Origin of the sequence: Streptomyces sp. NPDC057697 (genome assembly GCF_042799335.1) — a bacterium.
Lineage (GTDB): Bacteria > Actinomycetota > Actinomycetes > Streptomycetales > Streptomycetaceae > Streptomyces.
This window is the reverse complement of record NZ_JBHVJA010000002.1, coordinates 32254-48544: the sequence shown is the minus strand read 5'-3', so window position 1 is coordinate 48544 and position 16291 is coordinate 32254. Positions and strand designations below refer to the sequence as shown.

The following is a 16291-nucleotide window of genomic DNA, read 5'->3' as shown; positions in this document are numbered from 1 at the left end:
TCAACGTCCCCTTACAGCTTCATCAGGCTGGCGTCGTCGACCGAGGCCGAGTGGCGGGAACGGAACACCGACACGATGATCGCGAGCCCGACCACGACCTCGGCGGCGGCGACGACCATCGTGAAGAAGGCGATGATCTGGCCGTCGAGATTGCCGTGCATCCGGGAGAAGGTCACGAACGCGAGGTTGCAGGCGTTGAGCATCAGCTCCACGCACATGAACACCACGATCGCGTTCCGCCGGATCAGCACCCCGGCCGCGCCGATGGTGAACAACAGGGCTGCGAGATAGAGGTAGTTGACCGGGTTCACTTGGCGACCTCCTCTTCTTCGTTGTCACGGCCGAGCCGCTCCTCGGAGCGCTGCTCCAGCGCCTTGAGCCGCTCCAGCGACTCGTTCGACACATCGCGGATCTGGCCGCGGTCGCGCAGCGTCCGCATGACGGTGAGCTCGGAGGGCGTGCCGTCCGGGAGCAGCCCCGGGATGTCCACGGCGTTGTGCCGGGCGTAGACGCCGGGGGCGGGCAGCGGCGGTAGCTGCGCTCCGCGTACGCGCTCCTCGGACATCTCCCGCTGGGTCCTGGCCCGTTCGGTGCGCTCCCGGTGGGTGAGCACCATCGCGCCGACCGTCGCCGTGATCAGCAGGGCACCGGTGATCTCGAAGGCGAAGACGTACTTGGTGAAGATGAGACTGGCCAGTCCCTCGACGTTCCCGCCGTGCTCGACGTTGGCGGTGCCCAGTCCGTCGAAGGTGTTCAGCGAGGCGTTGCCGATGCCCGCGATCAGCAGGACGCCGAAGCCGATCCCGCAGCCCGCGGCCAGCCAGCGCTGGCCCTTCAGGGTCTCCTTCAGCGAGTCGGCCGCGGTGACACCGACCAGCATGACCACGAAGAGGAACAGCATCATGATCGCGCCGGTGTAGACGACGATCTGGACGATGCCCAGGAAGTAGGCCCCGTTGGCGAGGTAGAACACCGCCAGGACGATCATGGTCCCGGCGAGGCTCAGCGCGCTGTGCACGGCCTTCTTCATCAGTACGGTCGACAGCGCGCCGATCACGGCGACGGTGCCGAGCAGCCAGAACTGGACGGCCTCGCCGGTCGAGGTCTGGGAGGCCGCGGCGGCCAGGGCGTTCATGCGCCCACCCCCTGCGCCGAGCCGTTGTTCTCGCTGTGCTCGTCGTCCGGCTTCTCGCCCTTGGAGACGGCGGTCTGACGCTCCGTACCGGGGGCGGCCTCGGTGACCAGGCCCCGGTAGTAGTCCTGTTCGTCCATCCCCGGGTAGATCGCGTGCGGGGTGTCGACCATGCCCTCCTCCAGGCCCGCGAGCAGCTCGCCCTTGGTGTAGATGAGGCTCTCGCGGGTGGTGTTGGCGAGCTCGAACTGATTGGTCATCGTCAGCGCCCGGGTCGGGCAGGCCTCGATGCACAGTCCGCAGAGGATGCAGCGCGCGTAGTTGATCTGGTAGACGCGGCCGTAGCGCTCACCCGGGGAGTAGCGCTCCTCGTCGGTGTTGTCCGCGCCCTCCACATAGATCGCGTCCGCCGGACAGGCCCAGGCGCACAGCTCGCAGCCGACGCACTTCTCCAGACCGTCCGGATGGCGGTTGAGCTGGTGCCGGCCGTGGAAGCGCGGCGCCGTCACCTTCGGCGTTTCCGGATACTGCTCGGTCAGCCGCTTCTTGAACATGGCCTTGAAGGTCACGCCGAAGCCGGCGACGGGGTTCTGGAACTTCTCCCCCGAGGACTCCGGGGACCCCGAGGATCCCGGTGCTCCCGAGGACTCCGATGACTCAGACACCGTCCGCCTCCTTTCCGTCACTCGAATTTCCGTCACTCTGAGTATCCGGCCCACCACTGACAACGAGCTCCCGTTCGCCCCGCGGCCTGCGGCGCGGCACCGGCGGCAGGGTCTGTCCGGGCAGCGGTGGCACCGGGAATCCGCCCGCCATCGGGTCGAACGCGGGCTCCGGACCGGCCTCCGCCTCGGCGGCCCGGCCCTTCTTGTCGCGGAAGACGTCGGCGACGAAGGAGATCAGCAGGATCGCGATCACGGCCCCGGCCACGTACAGCACGATCTTCGTGAAGTCGTAGCCCTCGTTGCGCAGCGCCCGGACCGTCGCGACCAGCATCAGCCAGACCACGGAGACCGGGATCAGGACCTTCCAGCCGAGCTTCATCAGCTGGTCGTAGCGGACCCGGGGCAGCGTGCCGCGCAGCCAGATGAAGAAGAACAGCAGCAGCTGGACCTTGATGACGAACCAGAGCATCGGCCACCAGCCGTGGTTCGCGCCCTCCCAGAAGGTGCTGATCGGCCACGGGGCCCGCCAGCCGCCCAGGAACAGGGTCGTGGAGACCGCGGAGACGGTGACCATGTTGACGTACTCGGCGAGCATGAACATCGCGAACTTGATCGACGAGTACTCGGTGTTGAAGCCGCCGACCAGGTCGCCCTCGGACTCCGGCATGTCGAACGGGGCGCGGTTGGTCTCGCCGACCATCGTGACGATGTAGATGAGGAAGGAGACCGGCAGCAGGATGATGAACCAGCGGTCCTGCTGCGCCTCCACGATCTTCGAGGTCGACATCGACCCGGAGTAGAGGAAGACCGAGGCGAACGCGGCGCCCATCGCGATCTCGTAGCTGATCATCTGTGCGCAGGAGCGCAGACCGCCCAGGAGCGGGTACGTCGATCCGGACGACCAGCCGGCCAGCACGATGCCGTAGATCCCGACCGAGGCGACCGCGAGGATGTAGAGCATCGCGATCGGCAGGTCGGTGAGCTGCATCGCCGTACGGTGGCCGAAGATCGAGACCTCGTTGCCGGACGGGCCGAACGGGATGACCGCGATCGCCATGAACGCCGGGATGGCGGCGACGATCGGGGCGAGGACATAGACGACCTTGTCCGCCCGCTTGACGACGACGTCCTCCTTCAGCATCAGCTTGATGCCGTCGGCGAGCGACTGGAGCATGCCCCAGGGGCCGTGCCGGTTGGGGCCGATGCGCAGCTGCATCCAGGCGACGACCTTGCGCTCCCACACGATGGAGAAGAGCACGGTCACCATCAGGAACGCGAAGCAGAACACCGCCTTGATGACGACGAGCCACCACGGGTCGTCGCCGAACATCGACAGGTCCTCGGCGGCGAGCACGGCACTGTGCGGTGCCGCGGCCAGTTGAGCGAAGGCACTCACGCCCCCACCTCCGGTGTGACGTCGGGAGTACCGGGCGCGGCGGGGCCGATCCGGACCAGGCCGCCGGGCCGGGCGCCGGTGTCGGCCGGAACGCCCCGCCCGGCGGAGTTCAGCGGAACCCAGACCACCCGGTCCGGCATGTCGGTGACCCGCAACGGGAAGGCGACGCTGCCCGCCGGGCCGGTGACGGCCAGCAGGTCTCCGTCCTTCACGCCCGTCTCGGCCGCGGTGGCCGCGGAGAGCCGGGCGACCGCGGCGTGCCGGGTACCGGCCAGCGCCTCGTCGCCCTCCTGGAGCCGGCCCAGGTCGAGCAGCATCCGGTGGCCCGCGAGGATCGCCTCGCCGTCGCCGGGGCGGGGCAGCGGTCGCGCCGGCTCGTTCGGTTCGGTGGCGCGCGCCCCGGTCCAGCCGCCGAGCCGGTCCAGCTCACGGCGTACGGACTTCAGATCCGGCAGCGCGAAGCGCGTGGCGCCCGCGGTCATCGCGTCGGCCAGCATGTGCAGCACCCGGGCGTCGGTCGGCGCGAGCGCGCGCGTCATCTGCTCGGGCTTCAGCGCGGCCTCGAACATCCGCGCCCGGCCCTCCCAGTTGAGGAAAGTGCCGGACTTCTCGGCCACCGCGGCGACCGGGAACACCACGTCGGCGCGGTCGGTGACCTCGCTGGGCCGCAGCTCCAGCGAGACCAGGAAGCCGACCTGGTCCAGGGCCTCCAGGGCCCGTGCCGGGTCCGGCAGGTCCACGGGCTCGACCCCGGCGACGAGCAGCGCGCCCAGTTCGCCGGTGGCCGCGGCCTCGACGATCTGGCCGGTGTCGCGGCCGAAGCGGGACGGGAGTTCGGTGACGCCCCACGCGGCCGCCACCTCGTCGCGGGCCCGCGGGTCGGTGGCCGGGCGGCCGCCGGGCAGCAGCGACGGGAGCGCGCCCGCCTCCACCGCACCGCGTTCGCCGGCCCGGCGCGGGATCCACACCAGCGCGGACCCGGTCGCGGCGGCCGTGCGCACCGCGGCGGTGAGTCCGCCCGGTACCGCGGCCAGCCGCTCGCCGACCACGATCACGGAGCCGTCGCCGCGCAGCGCCCCGGCCGCCTCGGCTCCTTCGCCGTCGAGCCCGACGCCGCCCGCGATCGCGTCCAGCCACTCGGTCTCGGTGCCGGGGGCGGCGGGGAGCAGGGTGCCGCCCGCCTTCTCCAGGCCGCGGGTGGCGTGCGAGGCGATGGCGTAGGTGCGCTGCCCGTGCTTGCGGTGGGCCTTGCGCAGCCGCAGGAAGACGCCGGGCGCCTCCTCCTCCGACTCGAAGCCGACCAGCAGCACCGTCGGGGCCTTCTCCAGCGAGGTGTACGTGACACCCGAGCCGTCCAGGTCCCGGCCGCGCCCGGCGACGCGGGCGGCCAGGAAGTCGGCCTCCTCGCCGCTGTGCACCCGGGCCCGGAAGTCGATGTCGTTGGTGTCCAGCGCGATCCGGGCGAACTTGCCGTAGGCGTAGGCGTCCTCGACGGTCAGCCGGCCGCCGGTGAGCACGCCGGTCCGGCCGCGCGCGGCGGAGAGACCGGTGGCCGCGGCGGCCAGCGCCTCGGGCCAGCTCGCCGGTTCCAGGACGCCGTCGGCGTTGCGCACCAGCGGGGTGGTGAGCCGGTCCCGCTGCTGTGCGTAGCGGAAGCCGAAGCGGCCCTTGTCGCAGACCCACTCCTCGTTGACCTCGGGGTCGTCGGCGGCGAGCCGCCGCATGACCTTGCCGCGCCGGTGGTCGGTGCGGGTGGCGCAGCCGCCCGCGCAGTGCTCGCAGACCGAGGGCGAGGAGACCAGGTCGAAGGGGCGGGAGCGGAATCGGTACGCCGCGGAGGTGAGCGCCCCGACCGGGCAGATCTGGATGGTGTTCCCGGAGAAGTACGACTCGAAGGGGTCGCCCTCGCCGGTGCCGACCTGCTGGAGCGCGCCGCGCTCGATCAGCTCGATCATCGGGTCGCCCGCCACCTGGTTGGAGAACCGGGTGCAGCGCGCGCAGAGCACGCACCTCTCGCGGTCCAGCAGCACCTGGGTGGAGATCGGGACGGGCTTCTCGTAGGTCCGCTTCTTGCCGTCGAAGCGGGAGTCCGCGTCGCCGTGCGACATCGCCTGGTTCTGGAGCGGGCACTCGCCGCCCTTGTCGCAGACCGGGCAGTCCAGCGGGTGGTTGATGAGCAGCAGCTCCATCACACCCTTCTGGGCCTTCTCGGCGACCGGTGAGGTGAGCTGCGACTTCACCACCATGCCGTCGGTGCAGGTGATGGTGCAGGACGCCATCGGCTTGCGCTGGCCCTCGACCTCGACGATGCACTGGCGGCAGGCGCCGGCCGGGTCGAGGAGCGGGTGGTCGCAGAAGCGCGGGATCTCGATGCCGAGGAGTTCGGCGGCCCGGATGACCAGGGTGCCCTTGGGCACGCTGATCTCGATGCCGTCGATGGTCAGCGTGACCAGGTCCTCGGGCGGGATGGCCGCCTCGCCGCCCCCGGAGGGCGCACTCGTGGTGACTGTCATGCGTTCACCCCCTGGTGAGCGTTCTTGTCGTCGGCCCAGACGGTCGACCTGGCGGGATCGAAGGGGCAGCCCTTGCCCGTGATGTGCTGCTCGTACTCCTCGCGGAAGTACTTCAGCGAGGAGAAGATCGGCGAGGCGGCGCCGTCGCCGAGGGCGCAGAAGGACTTGCCGTTGATGTTGTCGGCGATGTCGTTGAGCTTGTCGAGGTCGGGCATCTGTCCCTTGCCGGCCTCGATGTCGCGGAGCAGCTGGACGAGCCAGTAGGTGCCCTCGCGGCAGGGTGTGCACTTGCCGCAGGACTCGTGGGCGTAGAACTCGGTCCAGCGGGTGACGGCCCGTACGACGCAGGTGGTCTCGTCGAAGCACTGGAGCGCCTTGGTGCCGAGCATGGATCCGGCGGCGCCGACGCCCTCGTAGTCGAGCGGTACGTCGAGGTGTTCGTCGGTGAACATCGGGGTGGAGGAGCCGCCCGGGGTCCAGAACTTCAGCCGGTGGCCGGGGCGCATGCCGCCGCTCATGTCGAGCAATTGGCGCAGGGTGATGCCGAGCGGTGCCTCGTACTGGCCGGGGCCCGCGACGTGCCCGCTGAGCGAGTACAGCGTGAAGCCGGGGGACTTCTCGCTGCCCATCGACTTGAACCAGTCCTTGCCCCGGTTCAGGATCGCGGGAACCGAGGCGATGGACTCGACGTTGTTCACCACAGTGGGGCAGGCGTACAGACCGGCGACCGCGGGGAAGGGGGGTCGCAGCCGGGGCTGGCCACGCCGTCCTTCGAGAGAGTCGAGCAGCGCGGTTTCCTCACCACAGATGTACGCACCGGCGCCCGCGTGCACCGTGAGTTCCAGATCGAGCCCCGAACCCAGGATGTTCGTCCCCAGATAGCCCGCCTCGTACGCCTCTCGGACGGCCTCGTGCAGTCGTCGCAGCACGGGGACGACCTCGCCGCGCAGGTAGATGAACGCGTGCGAGGAGCGGATCGCGTAGCAGGCGATCACGATGCCCTCGATGAGGCTGTGCGGGTTGGCGAACAGGAGCGGGATGTCCTTGCAGGTGCCCGGTTCCGATTCGTCGGCGTTGACGACCAGGTAGTGCGGTTTGCCGTCTCCCTGGGGGATGAACTGCCACTTCATCCCGGTGGGGAAGCCCGCGCCGCCGCGGCCGCGCAGGCCGGAGTCCTTGACGTAGGCGATCAGGTCGTCCGGGGCCATGGCGAGGGCCTTGCGCAGTCCCTCGTAGCCCTCGTGGCGCCGGTAGGTCTCCAGGGTCCAGGATTCCGGCTGGTCCCAGAAGGCGGAGAGGACGGGGGCGAGGAGCTTTTCCGGGTTCTCCCCGTTGCCGTTTCCGTTGTCGTCGATCTCGGTCGTCAACGTCATCACTCCCCCTCCTCGGCGATCGGGCCGGCCGGATGGTCCGGGTCGGAGGCCGAGGTCTGCTGCGGTGCGTCGTGCGAGCTGAGGTGCCCGGACGGCGACGGGTCGTGGGGCTGGGCGCCGGTGGGGCGTTCACCGCGCGGGGCGACGACACGCGGATGGGGCTCCTCGCCCTTGGCGAGCCGGAGGCCGATCAGCGAGGCGGGGCCCGCGCCGCCGGTGGCCTCGACGGCCCCGGGGCGCTCGTCGGGGAAGCCGGCCAGGATCCGGGCGGTCTCCTTGTACGTGCACAGCGGGGCGCCGCGGGTGGGTTCGACGGTGCGCCCGGCGATCAGGTCGTCGACGAGCCGGGTCGCGCTCTCGGGGGTCTGGTTGTCGAAGAACTCCCAGTTGACCATCACCACGGGCGCGAAGTCGCAGGCCGCGTTGCACTCGATGTGTTCGAGGGTGACCTTGCCGTCCTCGGTCGTCTCGTCGTTGCCGACGCCGAGGTGTTCCTTGAGCCGGTCGAAGATGGCGTCGCCGCCCATCACCGCGCAGAGCGTGTTGGTGCAGACGCCGACCTGGTAGTCGCCGCTCGGCCTGCGCCGGTACATCGTGTAGAAGGTGGCGACGGCGGTGACCTCGGCGGTGGTGAGACCGAGCAGTTCGGCGCAGAACGCCATGCCCGTACGGGAGACGTAACCCTCCTCGGACTGCACCAGGTGCAGCAGGGGCAGCAGGGCGGAGCGGCTGCCGGGGTAGCGGGCGATCACCTCCTTCGCGTCCGCTTCGAGCCTGGCGCGCACCTCGGCCGGGTAGGCGGGGGCGGGGAGCTGCGGCATCCCCAGACTGACTTCCTGACGTGCTTCGGTCACCGGTCGACGCCTCCCATCACGGGGTCGATGGACGCGACGGCGACGATGACGTCGGCGACCTGGCCGCCCTCGCACATCGCCGCCATGGCCTGGAGGTTGGTGAAGGACGGGTCGCGGAAGTGGACCCGGTAGGGGCGGGTGCCGCCGTCCGAGACGACGTGCACGCCGAGTTCGCCCTTGGGCGACTCGACGGCGGTGTACGCCTGTCCGGCCGGGACCCGGAAGCCCTCGGTCACCAGCTTGAAGTGGTGGATCAGGGCCTCCATGGAGGTGCCCATGATCTTCTTGATGTGGTCGAGCGAATTGCCGAGTCCGTCCGGGCCGAGCGCGAGCTGGGCGGGCCAGGCGATCTTCTTGTCGGCGACCATCACCGGGCCGGGCGCGAGCCGGTCGATGCACTGTTCGACGATCCGCAGCGACTGGCGCATCTCCTCCAGGCGGACGAGGAAGCGGCCGTAGGCGTCGCAGCTGTCGGCGGTGGGGACGTCGAACTCGTAGTTCTCGTACCCGCAGTAGGGGTCGGTCTTGCGCAGGTCGTGCGGGAGTCCGGCGGAGCGCAGCATCGGGCCGGTGACGCCGAGCGCCATGCAGCCGGTCAGGTCGAGATAGCCGACGTCCTGCATGCGGGCCTTGAAGATGGGGTTGCCGGTGGCGAGCTTGTCGTACTCCGGCAGGTTCTTCTTCATGGTCTTCACGAACTCGCGCAGCTGGTCGATCGCGCCGGGCGGCAGGTCCTGGGCGAGTCCGCCGGGGCGGATGAACGCGTGGTTCATGCGCAGGCCGGTGATCAGCTCGAAGAGGTCGAGGACGAGTTCACGGTCGCGGAAGCCGTAGATCATGATCGTCGTGGCGCCGAGCTCCATGCCGCCGGTGGCGATGCACACCAGGTGCGAGGAGAGCCGGTTGAGCTCCATCAGGAGCACGCGCAGGACGGTGGCCCGGTCCGGGATCTGGTCCTCGATGCCGAGGAGCTTCTCGACGCCCAGGCAGTACGCCGCCTCGTTGAAGAAGGGCGTCAGGTAGTCCATGCGCGTGACGAAGGTGGTGCCCTGGGTCCAGTTCCGGAATTCGAGGTTCTTCTCGATGCCGGTGTGGAGGTAGCCGATGCCGCAGCGGGCCTCGGTGACGGTCTCGCCGTCGATCTCCAGGATCAGCCGCAGCACTCCGTGCGTGGAGGGGTGCTGGGGGCCCATGTTGACGATGATGCGCTCGTCGTCGGACTTGACCGCGGACTCGACGACCTCGTCCCAGTCGCCGCCGGTGACTGTATATACAGTCCCCTCGGTCGTGGCCCGGGGCGTGGAGTGGGGAGTAGACATCAGGAGTACGACCTCCGCTGGTCCGGAGCCGGGATCTGGGCGCCCTTGTACTCGACGGCGATGCCTCCGAGCGGGTAGTCCTTGCGCTGCGGGAAGCCCTGCCAGTCGTCCGGCATCATGATCCGGGTGAGGGCGGGGTGCCCGTCGAAGACGAGCCCGAAGAAGTCGTATGCCTCGCGCTCGTGCCAGTCGTTGGTCGGGTAGACCGCGACGAGGGACGGGATGTGCGGATCGCTGTCCGGGGCCGACACCTCCAGGCGGATCAGCCGGCCGTGCGTGAGCGAGCGCAGGTGGTAGACGGCGTGCAGCTCGCGGCCCTTGTCGCCGAGGTAGTGGACGCCGCTCACGCCCGTGCAGAGCTCGAAGCGCAGCGCCGGGTCGTCGCGCAGCGTCTTCGCGACGGCGGGCAGGTGCTCGCGGGCGATGTGGAAGGTCAGCTCGCCGCGGTCGACGACGGTCTTCTCGATGGCGTGCGCCGGAAGCAGGTCCTGTTCCTCCAGGGCCCCTTCGAGTTCGTCGGCGACTTCGTCGAACCAGCCGCCGTACGGGCGGGGCGTGGCGCCCGGCAGGGTCACGGTACGGACGAGGCCGCCGTAGCCGGAGGTGTCGCCGCCGTTGGCGGCGCCGAACATGCCCTTGCGTACGCCGATGACCTCGCCGTGCTCGTCGCGCGGGGCGGGGACGCCGTTGTTGTTCTGCTCGTCGCTCACCGGAGCAGCCCCTTCATCTCGATCAGGGGCAGGGCCTTGAGCGCCGCGTCCTCCGCCTCGCGGGCGGCCTCCTCCGCGTTGACCCCGAGCTTGGAGCCCTGGATCTTCTGGTGGAGCTTGAGGATCGCGTCCATCAGCATCTCGGGCCGCGGCGGACAACCCGGCAAATAGATGTCAACCGGAACAATATGATCAACACCCTGAACAATGGCGTAATTGTTGAACATTCCACCCGATGACGCGCAAACGCCCATGGAGATCACCCACTTGGGGTTGGGCATCTGGTCGTAGACCTGCCGCAGGACGGGAGCCATCTTCTGGCTGACCCGTCCTGCCACGATCATCAGATCCGCCTGCCGCGGCGATCCGCGGAAGACCTCCATCCCGAAACGGGCCAGGTCGTAACGCCCGGCCCCGGTCGTCATCATCTCGATGGCGCAACAGGCGAGGCCGAAGGTGGCGGGGAAGACGGAGGACTTCCGCACCCATCCGGCGGCCTGCTCGACAGTGGTCAGAACGAAGCCGCTGGGCAGCTTCTCTTCGAGTCCCATGGTGTGCCCCTCAGCCCCTCAGTCCCATTCCAGACCGCCGCGACGCCACACGTACGCGTAGGCGACGAAGACGGTGAGCACGAAGAGCAGCATCTCCACGAGCCCGAAGATCCCCAGGGCGTCGAAGGTGACCGCCCAGGGATAGAGGAAGACGATCTCGATGTCGAAGACGATGAAGAGCATCGCCGTCAGGTAGTACTTGATGGGGAAGCGGCCGCCTCCGGCCGGCGTGGGTGTGGGTTCGATACCGCACTCGTACGCTTCGAGCTTTGCCCGGTTGTAGCGCTTGGGGCCGATAAGCGTGGCCATGACCACGGAGAAGATCGCAAACCCTGCCCCGAGGGCGCCGAGCACGAGGATGGGCGCGTAGGCATTCACGCTCCTCGCTCCTTCCAGTCGTCCTTGACCGTTGGACCGCATCGGGCGACCGGCTCACCGCCTCACCAAGATCGTGCACATGTGAGGCAGTTCACAAGCCCGACTGCCCCGCATCCTATGCCCGCCGTCCTGTGATCTGCGACACGGGGTACGACAACGCCTTTGTGATCTCCACCACCTGACGAAGGATCATGAAGTCGGATGAGCGGTGATCTTCACACGCGAAGCGGCCGAGTGATCACGAGACGTGACATCTGATGCTGTTACCGCTGGTCAAACGCCTGTCGCCCTATCAAGAGATGGCCATGGCAAGCAAATTGGCGATGGACTCCACGGAGTGATAAAGGAACCGGCACCCCCCGGCCCCGGCCACCCCGCCCATGGACCCCGCCACGCGCCGCCCCGGGGCGGCGCGACCCCCGCCCGTTCCGTCCGGAGTCACCCGGGAGGAGACATCACGAGGAGCAAAGTAGACACTCGGGTGCATTTACGATCATCAGCGCGAACAGGGCATCTCCCCTCGCTCGCCGCCGCCTTGGGGTCATGGCGCATAACCGCCCCTCACGCACCGAGCACACTGTGACCTGCGTCACTCCGGTACGGCTTCCATAAAAGCGGGCTTGGCCATCGGTGTGAACGGATGGTAGGTGGCGGGCAATTCGGGCGTATTGCCGAAAGGCCGTGATCACAGCGGTGATCAGGCATGACCGTTTTGCCCGTTACGGCGTCAATAAAGGGTTCCAGAAAGCGGATTCACAGATTCCGGACGTAACTGTGTCGCAACACACGTTTCTTGATGGGAGCCCCAGGGCCCTGATAGCGCTAGTACCCATGTCCCACACCGCTCACATACCCAGCCACCGGAAGCCCCGCCGAAACGCCCCGAAGACGGCGCTGCGGGCCGGAGTTGCCGGTGGCGTCCTCAGCACCATCGCGGTCGCAGGCGCGGCCGGTCCGGCCCAGGCCGAGCCGGTGACCCAGACCATCGAGATGCCCACCATCACCGCCGGGCTCTCCACCGCCGTCGCCGCCTCCGCCCAGGCCACGCAGCAGGTCGCCCAGGACCTGCAGACGCAGGCCCAGGAGGACGCCGCAGCCGCCACCGCGGCCAAGGCCGCCAAGAAGGCCAAGGCCGAGGCGGTCCGCAAGGCAGAGGCCAAGAAGAAGGCGGAGGCAGCCGCCAAGGCCAAGGCGGAGGCCGCCGAGCGCGCCTCCCGCTCCACCGCCCGCACGACGCTGAGCGCGACCTCCGGCTCCAGCACCGGCACGACCGTCTCCACGTCGTCCTCCTCTTCCTCGTCGAGCGCGACCGGCTCCGCCGCCGCGGTCATCGCCTTCGCGCAGGCCCAGGTCGGCGACGCGTACGTGCCCGGCGGCACCGGCCCCAACTCGTGGGACTGCTCCGGCCTCGTCCAGGCCGCGTTCCGCTCGGTCAACATCGACCTGCCGCGCGTCTCGCAGGCCCAGTCGACCGCCGGCACCCAGGTCTCCCTGAGCAACCTCCAGCCGGGCGACATCCTGTACTGGGGCGGCGCGGGCAGCGCGTACCACGTGGGGATCTACGTGGGCAACGGCCAGTTCGTCGGCGCGCAGAACTCCAGCACCGGTGTGGTGCAGCGTCCGCTGTCCTACGACCCGCCGTCGGGCGCGGTCCGCGTTCTCTGATCTGACGGAACCTCCGGGTCCGCCCGGGTTCACGGATTCACAAGCGCTTCGCGGCGCGCGGCGAAGGGCCGTCACTCCCCCGCTCGGGAGCGACGGCCCTTCGCCGTTCCCGCTGCTCCGCGCCGCCTCCGCGCTTCCCCGTGTCCTCCGCGCGCGTCCCGGTGCCGGGGCCGCTCCGGCAGTTTCGCGACATCGACGCCGCCCACCGGGGTTGATGTCGCGAACCTGCCGGACGCCGTCCGCCGCCGCTTGTGAACTGGGGCGAACAGCCCTCGCGTCACCGAGCACAGGACGGCCCCGCCATGACCACCCCCGCGGCCACCCCCGCATCCGCCAGTCCCGCACCCCCCGCATCCGGCTCCGCCCCCGGACGCACGCCCTTACGCGGTCGGCTCGCCGTCGTCTCCGTGATGCTGGGCATCTTCTCGATCGTCACCACCGAGATCCTGCCCATCGGCCTGCTCACCTCGATCGGGGCCGACTTCGACGTCTCGGACGGCACCGCGGGCCTGATGATGACCATGCCCGGACTCCTCGCGGCGGTCTCCGCCCCCGTGGTCACCGTGGCGACGGCCCGCGTCGACCGTCGCCTGATGCTCGGCGCCTTCGTCCTCCTGCTGGCCCTGGCCGACTTCCTCACCGCCGCCGCGACCGACTACCGCCTCATCCTGGTCGCCCGGGTGATGGTCGGGGTCACCATCGGCGGCTTCTGGTCCATCGGCTCCGGACTGGCCGGCCGGCTGGTCCGCCCGGCGTCGGCCGGGCGGGCCACGGCGGTGATCTTCTCGGCCGTCCCGCTGGGCTCCGTGCTGGGCGTCCCCGCCGGTACGTTCCTCGGCGGGCTGGCCGGCTGGCGGACCGCGTTCGTCGTCATGGGGCTGCTGAGCGTGGGCGTACTGGCCCTGATGCTCCTGGTGGTCCCGCCGCTGCCGCCGACCCGGGTCACCCGCGCGAGCCTGCTGCGTACCGTGCTCAACCGGCCCGGCACCCTGTTCGCCCTGCTCCTCACCTTCCTCGTCGTGCCGGCGCACTTCGCGACGTACACCTATGTCACGCCCTTCCTGGAGCGGGTCACGCACGCCGGTCCGACGACGATCACGGTGTTCCTGCTGGTCTACGGCGCCGCCGGGATCGTCGGCAACTTCGCGGGCGGCGCGCTCGTGACGCGCCGCCCGCGCACCGCGGTCGCCCTCGCCGCGGGGCTGATCGCCACCGCGACCGTGCTGCTGCCGGTGCTCGGCCGGTGGGAGGCCGGGGCCGTCGCGCTGCTGGCCGTCTGGGGGGTCGCCTACGGTGCGGTGCCGGTCTGCTCGCAGACCTGGTTCACCAGGGCCGCGCCCGACGCGCCCGAAGCGGCGTCCGTCCTCTTCACCGCGTTCTTCCAGGCGGCCTTCGCCCTCGGCGCCCTGGCGGGCGGGGCGGGCCTGGACCACCTGTCCGTCTCGGCGGTCATGCTGCTCGGCGGCGCGACGGCGGCGCTCGCGGTGGTGGCGGCGGTGGCGGGAGCCACCAGGGGGCGCCCCGGCGGCTCGGGGCGGCTCGGGTGAGCCGCGCGGGGCCCGCCCGGCACCCGGCCGGGCGGGCCCCCGGGGCCGCTCCTTCGGCGCCCCGTCGGCCCTACGGGCGTCCGTAGCGCTTGCAGCTCAGGTACGTGGCCGGGGACCCGCCGTCGTCGAGGCAGATCCGCACGACCGCGGCGCCACCGGCGACGTCCGCCGGAACGACGAAGGGGTAGAACTTCTCGCTGGCCCCGCAGGTCTGGGAGCTGTAGTGGCTGCCCAACTGCTTGTTGGCGGAGTCGAGGGTGAAGGCGGTGGTCCCCCGGCAGCTCGTATCGGACACCGACTTCTGCTCCCCCGCCACGGTGACGGACCGGTTGTGCCAGGTGATCGTGCCCCGGGTGTAGGTGTTCCCGACGGTGACGTCGAACGTGCTGACGGGATCGGCCGCGTGGGCAGCGGGTGCGCTGACCAGCATGCCGGAGCCCAGGACGGCCGTTGCGGCGACAGCGGCGAGGCGTGCGCGCATGTAATCCTCCGTTTTACGGAATTGTCCGGTCGAACGGAATCAGCGTAGGAGCGGGCGCCGCTCCGTATCCGGGGAATGCGCCAACGATCAAGAACGACCCGTCCGGACGCCACCGGCCCCGCCCCGCCCGGCGCGCGGGGCCCGGCGCGCGGGGCCGCTGCACGGGGCCCGGTGGGGAGAACCCCACCATGACGCGCGGTGCTGGCACCCCGATGAATTCGGGGGACCGCGTCACTGCCTCCAACGCCTGCCGAACGCAGGATGATTACATGCAGCAGCCCCCCGCTCATTCGCCCGATCGCAGCCGCTTTCGCGGTCGCGATTCCTTCATAGACGTCATCAGAGCGCTCTGTGTGCTGGCCGTCATTTCCCAGCACTGGCTCATGCCCGTACTGTCCTATGGAAATGGGCATTTGAGCACCGGGAATGCCCTTTCGAGTCCCGGCTGGTGGGTCGTCACCTGGCTGACGCAGGTCATGCCCATGGTGTTCTTCGCCGGTGGTGCCGCCAATTTCTTCTCGTTCCGGTCGACGGCATCGGTGCGCACCTGGCTCCGGGGCCGTATCGCGCGTCTCCTCGTCCCGGTCGTACCCCTGGCGGCCGTATGGCTGCTGCTGCCGCACGCACTGACCGGGGCGGGAGTGCCGCGGCAACCGGTGCTGTTGGCGGGCAAGACGGCCGGCCAGCTGCTCTGGTTCCTCGCCGTCTACATACTCGTGGTCGCGCTCACGCCCGTGATGTACGCCTGGTACCGCCGTCACGGATGGCGGGTGATCGGTGTCCTCGCGGTCTGCGCCCTGGTCGTCGACGTGCTGCGCTTCGAGGTCTCCCCCGCGATCGGTTTCCTGAACGCCCTGTTCGTCTGGCTGGCCGCCCACCAGTTCGGCTTCCACTACGCGGACGGCAGCCTGCGCGTGCGCTGCGGACGGGCGTCGGCGGGTGTGGCCGCCCTCGGCTTCGGCCTCACCGCGGCCGCCGTGTTCTTCGGGCCCTATCCGCCCTCCATGATCGGAATGCCCGGGGCCCCGGTCTCCAACATGAGCCCGCCGACCGCCCTGATGCTGTCGCTGACCATCGGCCAGCTGGGGCTCTGGCTGACGCTCAAGCCGGTCATCACACGGTGCGCCGGACGCCCACGGGTCACCGCCCTTCTGCAATGGTGCGGAACCCGTTTCATGACCCTGTACCTCTGGCACATGCCCGCGCTCGTGACGACGGCCGGAATCTTCATTCTCGGATTCGGATTCTCGACACCGACGCCCGGAAGTCCGATGTGGTTCGCGGTGGCACCGCTGTGGGTCGGGATTTCGGCGGTGTTCCTGGTGACTTTCACCCGGGTGTTCGGCCGGTTCGAAATCCGTCGCCCGTCCGGAGCGGTATCGGAGATGGGCCTCGGAAAGCTCGTCCTCGCGGCGGTCCTTTCCGCCGGTGGTCTGCTCGGACTCGCCGCACAGGGATTCGTGCTCCCCGAGAATCCGCTCGCCCCGGTGCTCTGGGTGCTGCTGGTGCTGGCGGGACTGCTCGTCGTACGGGAGAAGAGCGCCCCGGGGGTCCTGGTCCGGCAGAGCCCGCCCGCCACGCCCGTCCGGCAGGCCGCGCGTCCGGCGGGCGCCCCGGTCCTCTCCCGGCCGGGCAGCGCCTGAGCAGCACCCTCATGTGCGGCGGCCGCGCGGCAGGGAACGCCACGCGGCCGCCGCGCCTTCGCAC

Annotated in this window: 15 protein-coding genes; 3 read left to right on the top strand and 12 right to left on the bottom strand. The window is 69.9% G+C overall.

Annotated elements, in window-relative coordinates; translation table 11 throughout:
* Positions 1 to 11: 11 nt before the first annotated feature.
* From nuoK to ACFVFH_RS05240, 11 genes are read right to left on the bottom strand one after another with little or no spacing between them, the layout of a single operon-like run.
* Positions 12 to 311, bottom strand: a complete 300-nt coding sequence (nuoK, locus tag ACFVFH_RS05290; RefSeq protein ID WP_093543641.1) for an NADH-quinone oxidoreductase subunit NuoK — start codon at positions 309 to 311, stop codon at positions 12 to 14.
* Positions 308 to 1135 carry an NADH-quinone oxidoreductase subunit J gene (locus ACFVFH_RS05285; protein WP_383763732.1) on the bottom strand — a complete coding sequence of 276 codons (828 nt, stop codon included), beginning with the start codon at positions 1133 to 1135 and terminating at the stop codon, positions 308 to 310. Before ACFVFH_RS05285 ends, nuoK begins: the two co-directional genes overlap by 4 nt.
* Complete coding sequence (nuoI, locus tag ACFVFH_RS05280; protein ID WP_383763730.1) at positions 1132 to 1797, bottom strand: NADH-quinone oxidoreductase subunit NuoI; 666 nt, start codon at positions 1795 to 1797, stop codon at positions 1132 to 1134. Before nuoI ends, ACFVFH_RS05285 begins: the two co-directional genes overlap by 4 nt.
* Complete coding sequence (gene nuoH / locus ACFVFH_RS05275) at positions 1790 to 3193, bottom strand: NADH-quinone oxidoreductase subunit NuoH (RefSeq protein WP_383763728.1); 1404 nt, start codon at positions 3191 to 3193, stop codon at positions 1790 to 1792. Before nuoH ends, nuoI begins: the two co-directional genes overlap by 8 nt.
* Entirely contained in the window at positions 3190 to 5706 is a 2517-nt protein-coding gene (locus ACFVFH_RS05270; RefSeq protein ID WP_383763725.1) for an NADH-quinone oxidoreductase subunit G, read from the bottom strand. The genes nuoH and ACFVFH_RS05270 overlap by 4 nt, the downstream gene beginning before the upstream one ends.
* Entirely contained in the window at positions 5703 to 7079 is a 1377-nt protein-coding gene (gene nuoF, locus ACFVFH_RS05265; RefSeq protein WP_383763722.1) for an NADH-quinone oxidoreductase subunit NuoF, read from the bottom strand. Before nuoF ends, ACFVFH_RS05270 begins: the two co-directional genes overlap by 4 nt.
* Positions 7079 to 7900, bottom strand: a complete 822-nt coding sequence (gene nuoE / locus ACFVFH_RS05260) for an NADH-quinone oxidoreductase subunit NuoE (protein WP_383765539.1) — start codon at positions 7898 to 7900, stop codon at positions 7079 to 7081. The genes nuoF and nuoE overlap by 1 nt, the downstream gene beginning before the upstream one ends.
* A gap of 29 nt (positions 7901 to 7929) precedes the next feature.
* Positions 7930 to 9252: an NADH-quinone oxidoreductase subunit D gene (locus ACFVFH_RS05255; RefSeq protein ID WP_383763719.1), complete on the bottom strand. Its 1323-nt coding sequence runs from the start codon at positions 9250 to 9252 to the stop codon at positions 7930 to 7932.
* Positions 9252 to 9962, bottom strand: a complete 711-nt coding sequence (locus ACFVFH_RS05250; RefSeq protein ID WP_383763717.1) for an NADH-quinone oxidoreductase subunit C — start codon at positions 9960 to 9962, stop codon at positions 9252 to 9254. Before ACFVFH_RS05250 ends, ACFVFH_RS05255 begins: the two co-directional genes overlap by 1 nt.
* The gene (locus ACFVFH_RS05245) at positions 9959 to 10513 is read right to left on the bottom strand and encodes an NADH-quinone oxidoreductase subunit B family protein (protein WP_030926341.1); all 555 of its coding nucleotides are present in this window, start codon (positions 10511 to 10513) and stop codon (positions 9959 to 9961) included. The genes ACFVFH_RS05250 and ACFVFH_RS05245 overlap by 4 nt, the downstream gene beginning before the upstream one ends.
* Positions 10514 to 10531: 18 nt before the next feature.
* Positions 10532 to 10891 (bottom strand): NADH-quinone oxidoreductase subunit A, encoded by a 360-nt coding sequence (locus ACFVFH_RS05240; protein ID WP_003992243.1) that lies wholly within the window; start codon positions 10889 to 10891, stop codon positions 10532 to 10534.
* Between the two features lie 831 nt (positions 10892 to 11722).
* Here ACFVFH_RS05240 and ACFVFH_RS05235 point away from each other — a divergent pair.
* Together ACFVFH_RS05235 and ACFVFH_RS05230 are read left to right on the top strand one after the other, a co-directional pair.
* Positions 11723 to 12556 (top strand): C40 family peptidase, encoded by an 834-nt coding sequence (locus ACFVFH_RS05235; RefSeq protein WP_383763713.1) that lies wholly within the window; start codon positions 11723 to 11725, stop codon positions 12554 to 12556.
* Positions 12557 to 12858: 302 nt separating this feature from the next.
* On the top strand, positions 12859 to 14103 hold the full coding sequence (locus ACFVFH_RS05230) for an MFS transporter (RefSeq protein WP_383763709.1): 1245 nt from the start codon (positions 12859 to 12861) through the stop codon (positions 14101 to 14103).
* Positions 14104 to 14173: 70 nt separating this feature from the next.
* On the opposite strand, the gene ACFVFH_RS05225 is transcribed toward ACFVFH_RS05230, so the two are convergent.
* Positions 14174 to 14584 carry a hypothetical protein gene (locus ACFVFH_RS05225; protein ID WP_383763706.1) on the bottom strand — a complete coding sequence of 137 codons (411 nt, stop codon included), beginning with the start codon at positions 14582 to 14584 and terminating at the stop codon, positions 14174 to 14176.
* A gap of 188 nt (positions 14585 to 14772) precedes the next feature.
* Between ACFVFH_RS05225 and ACFVFH_RS05220 the strand changes: the two genes are divergently transcribed.
* Positions 14773 to 16227 (top strand): acyltransferase, encoded by a 1455-nt coding sequence (locus ACFVFH_RS05220; protein ID WP_383763703.1) that lies wholly within the window; start codon positions 14773 to 14775, stop codon positions 16225 to 16227.
* Positions 16228 to 16291 lie beyond the last annotated feature (64 nt).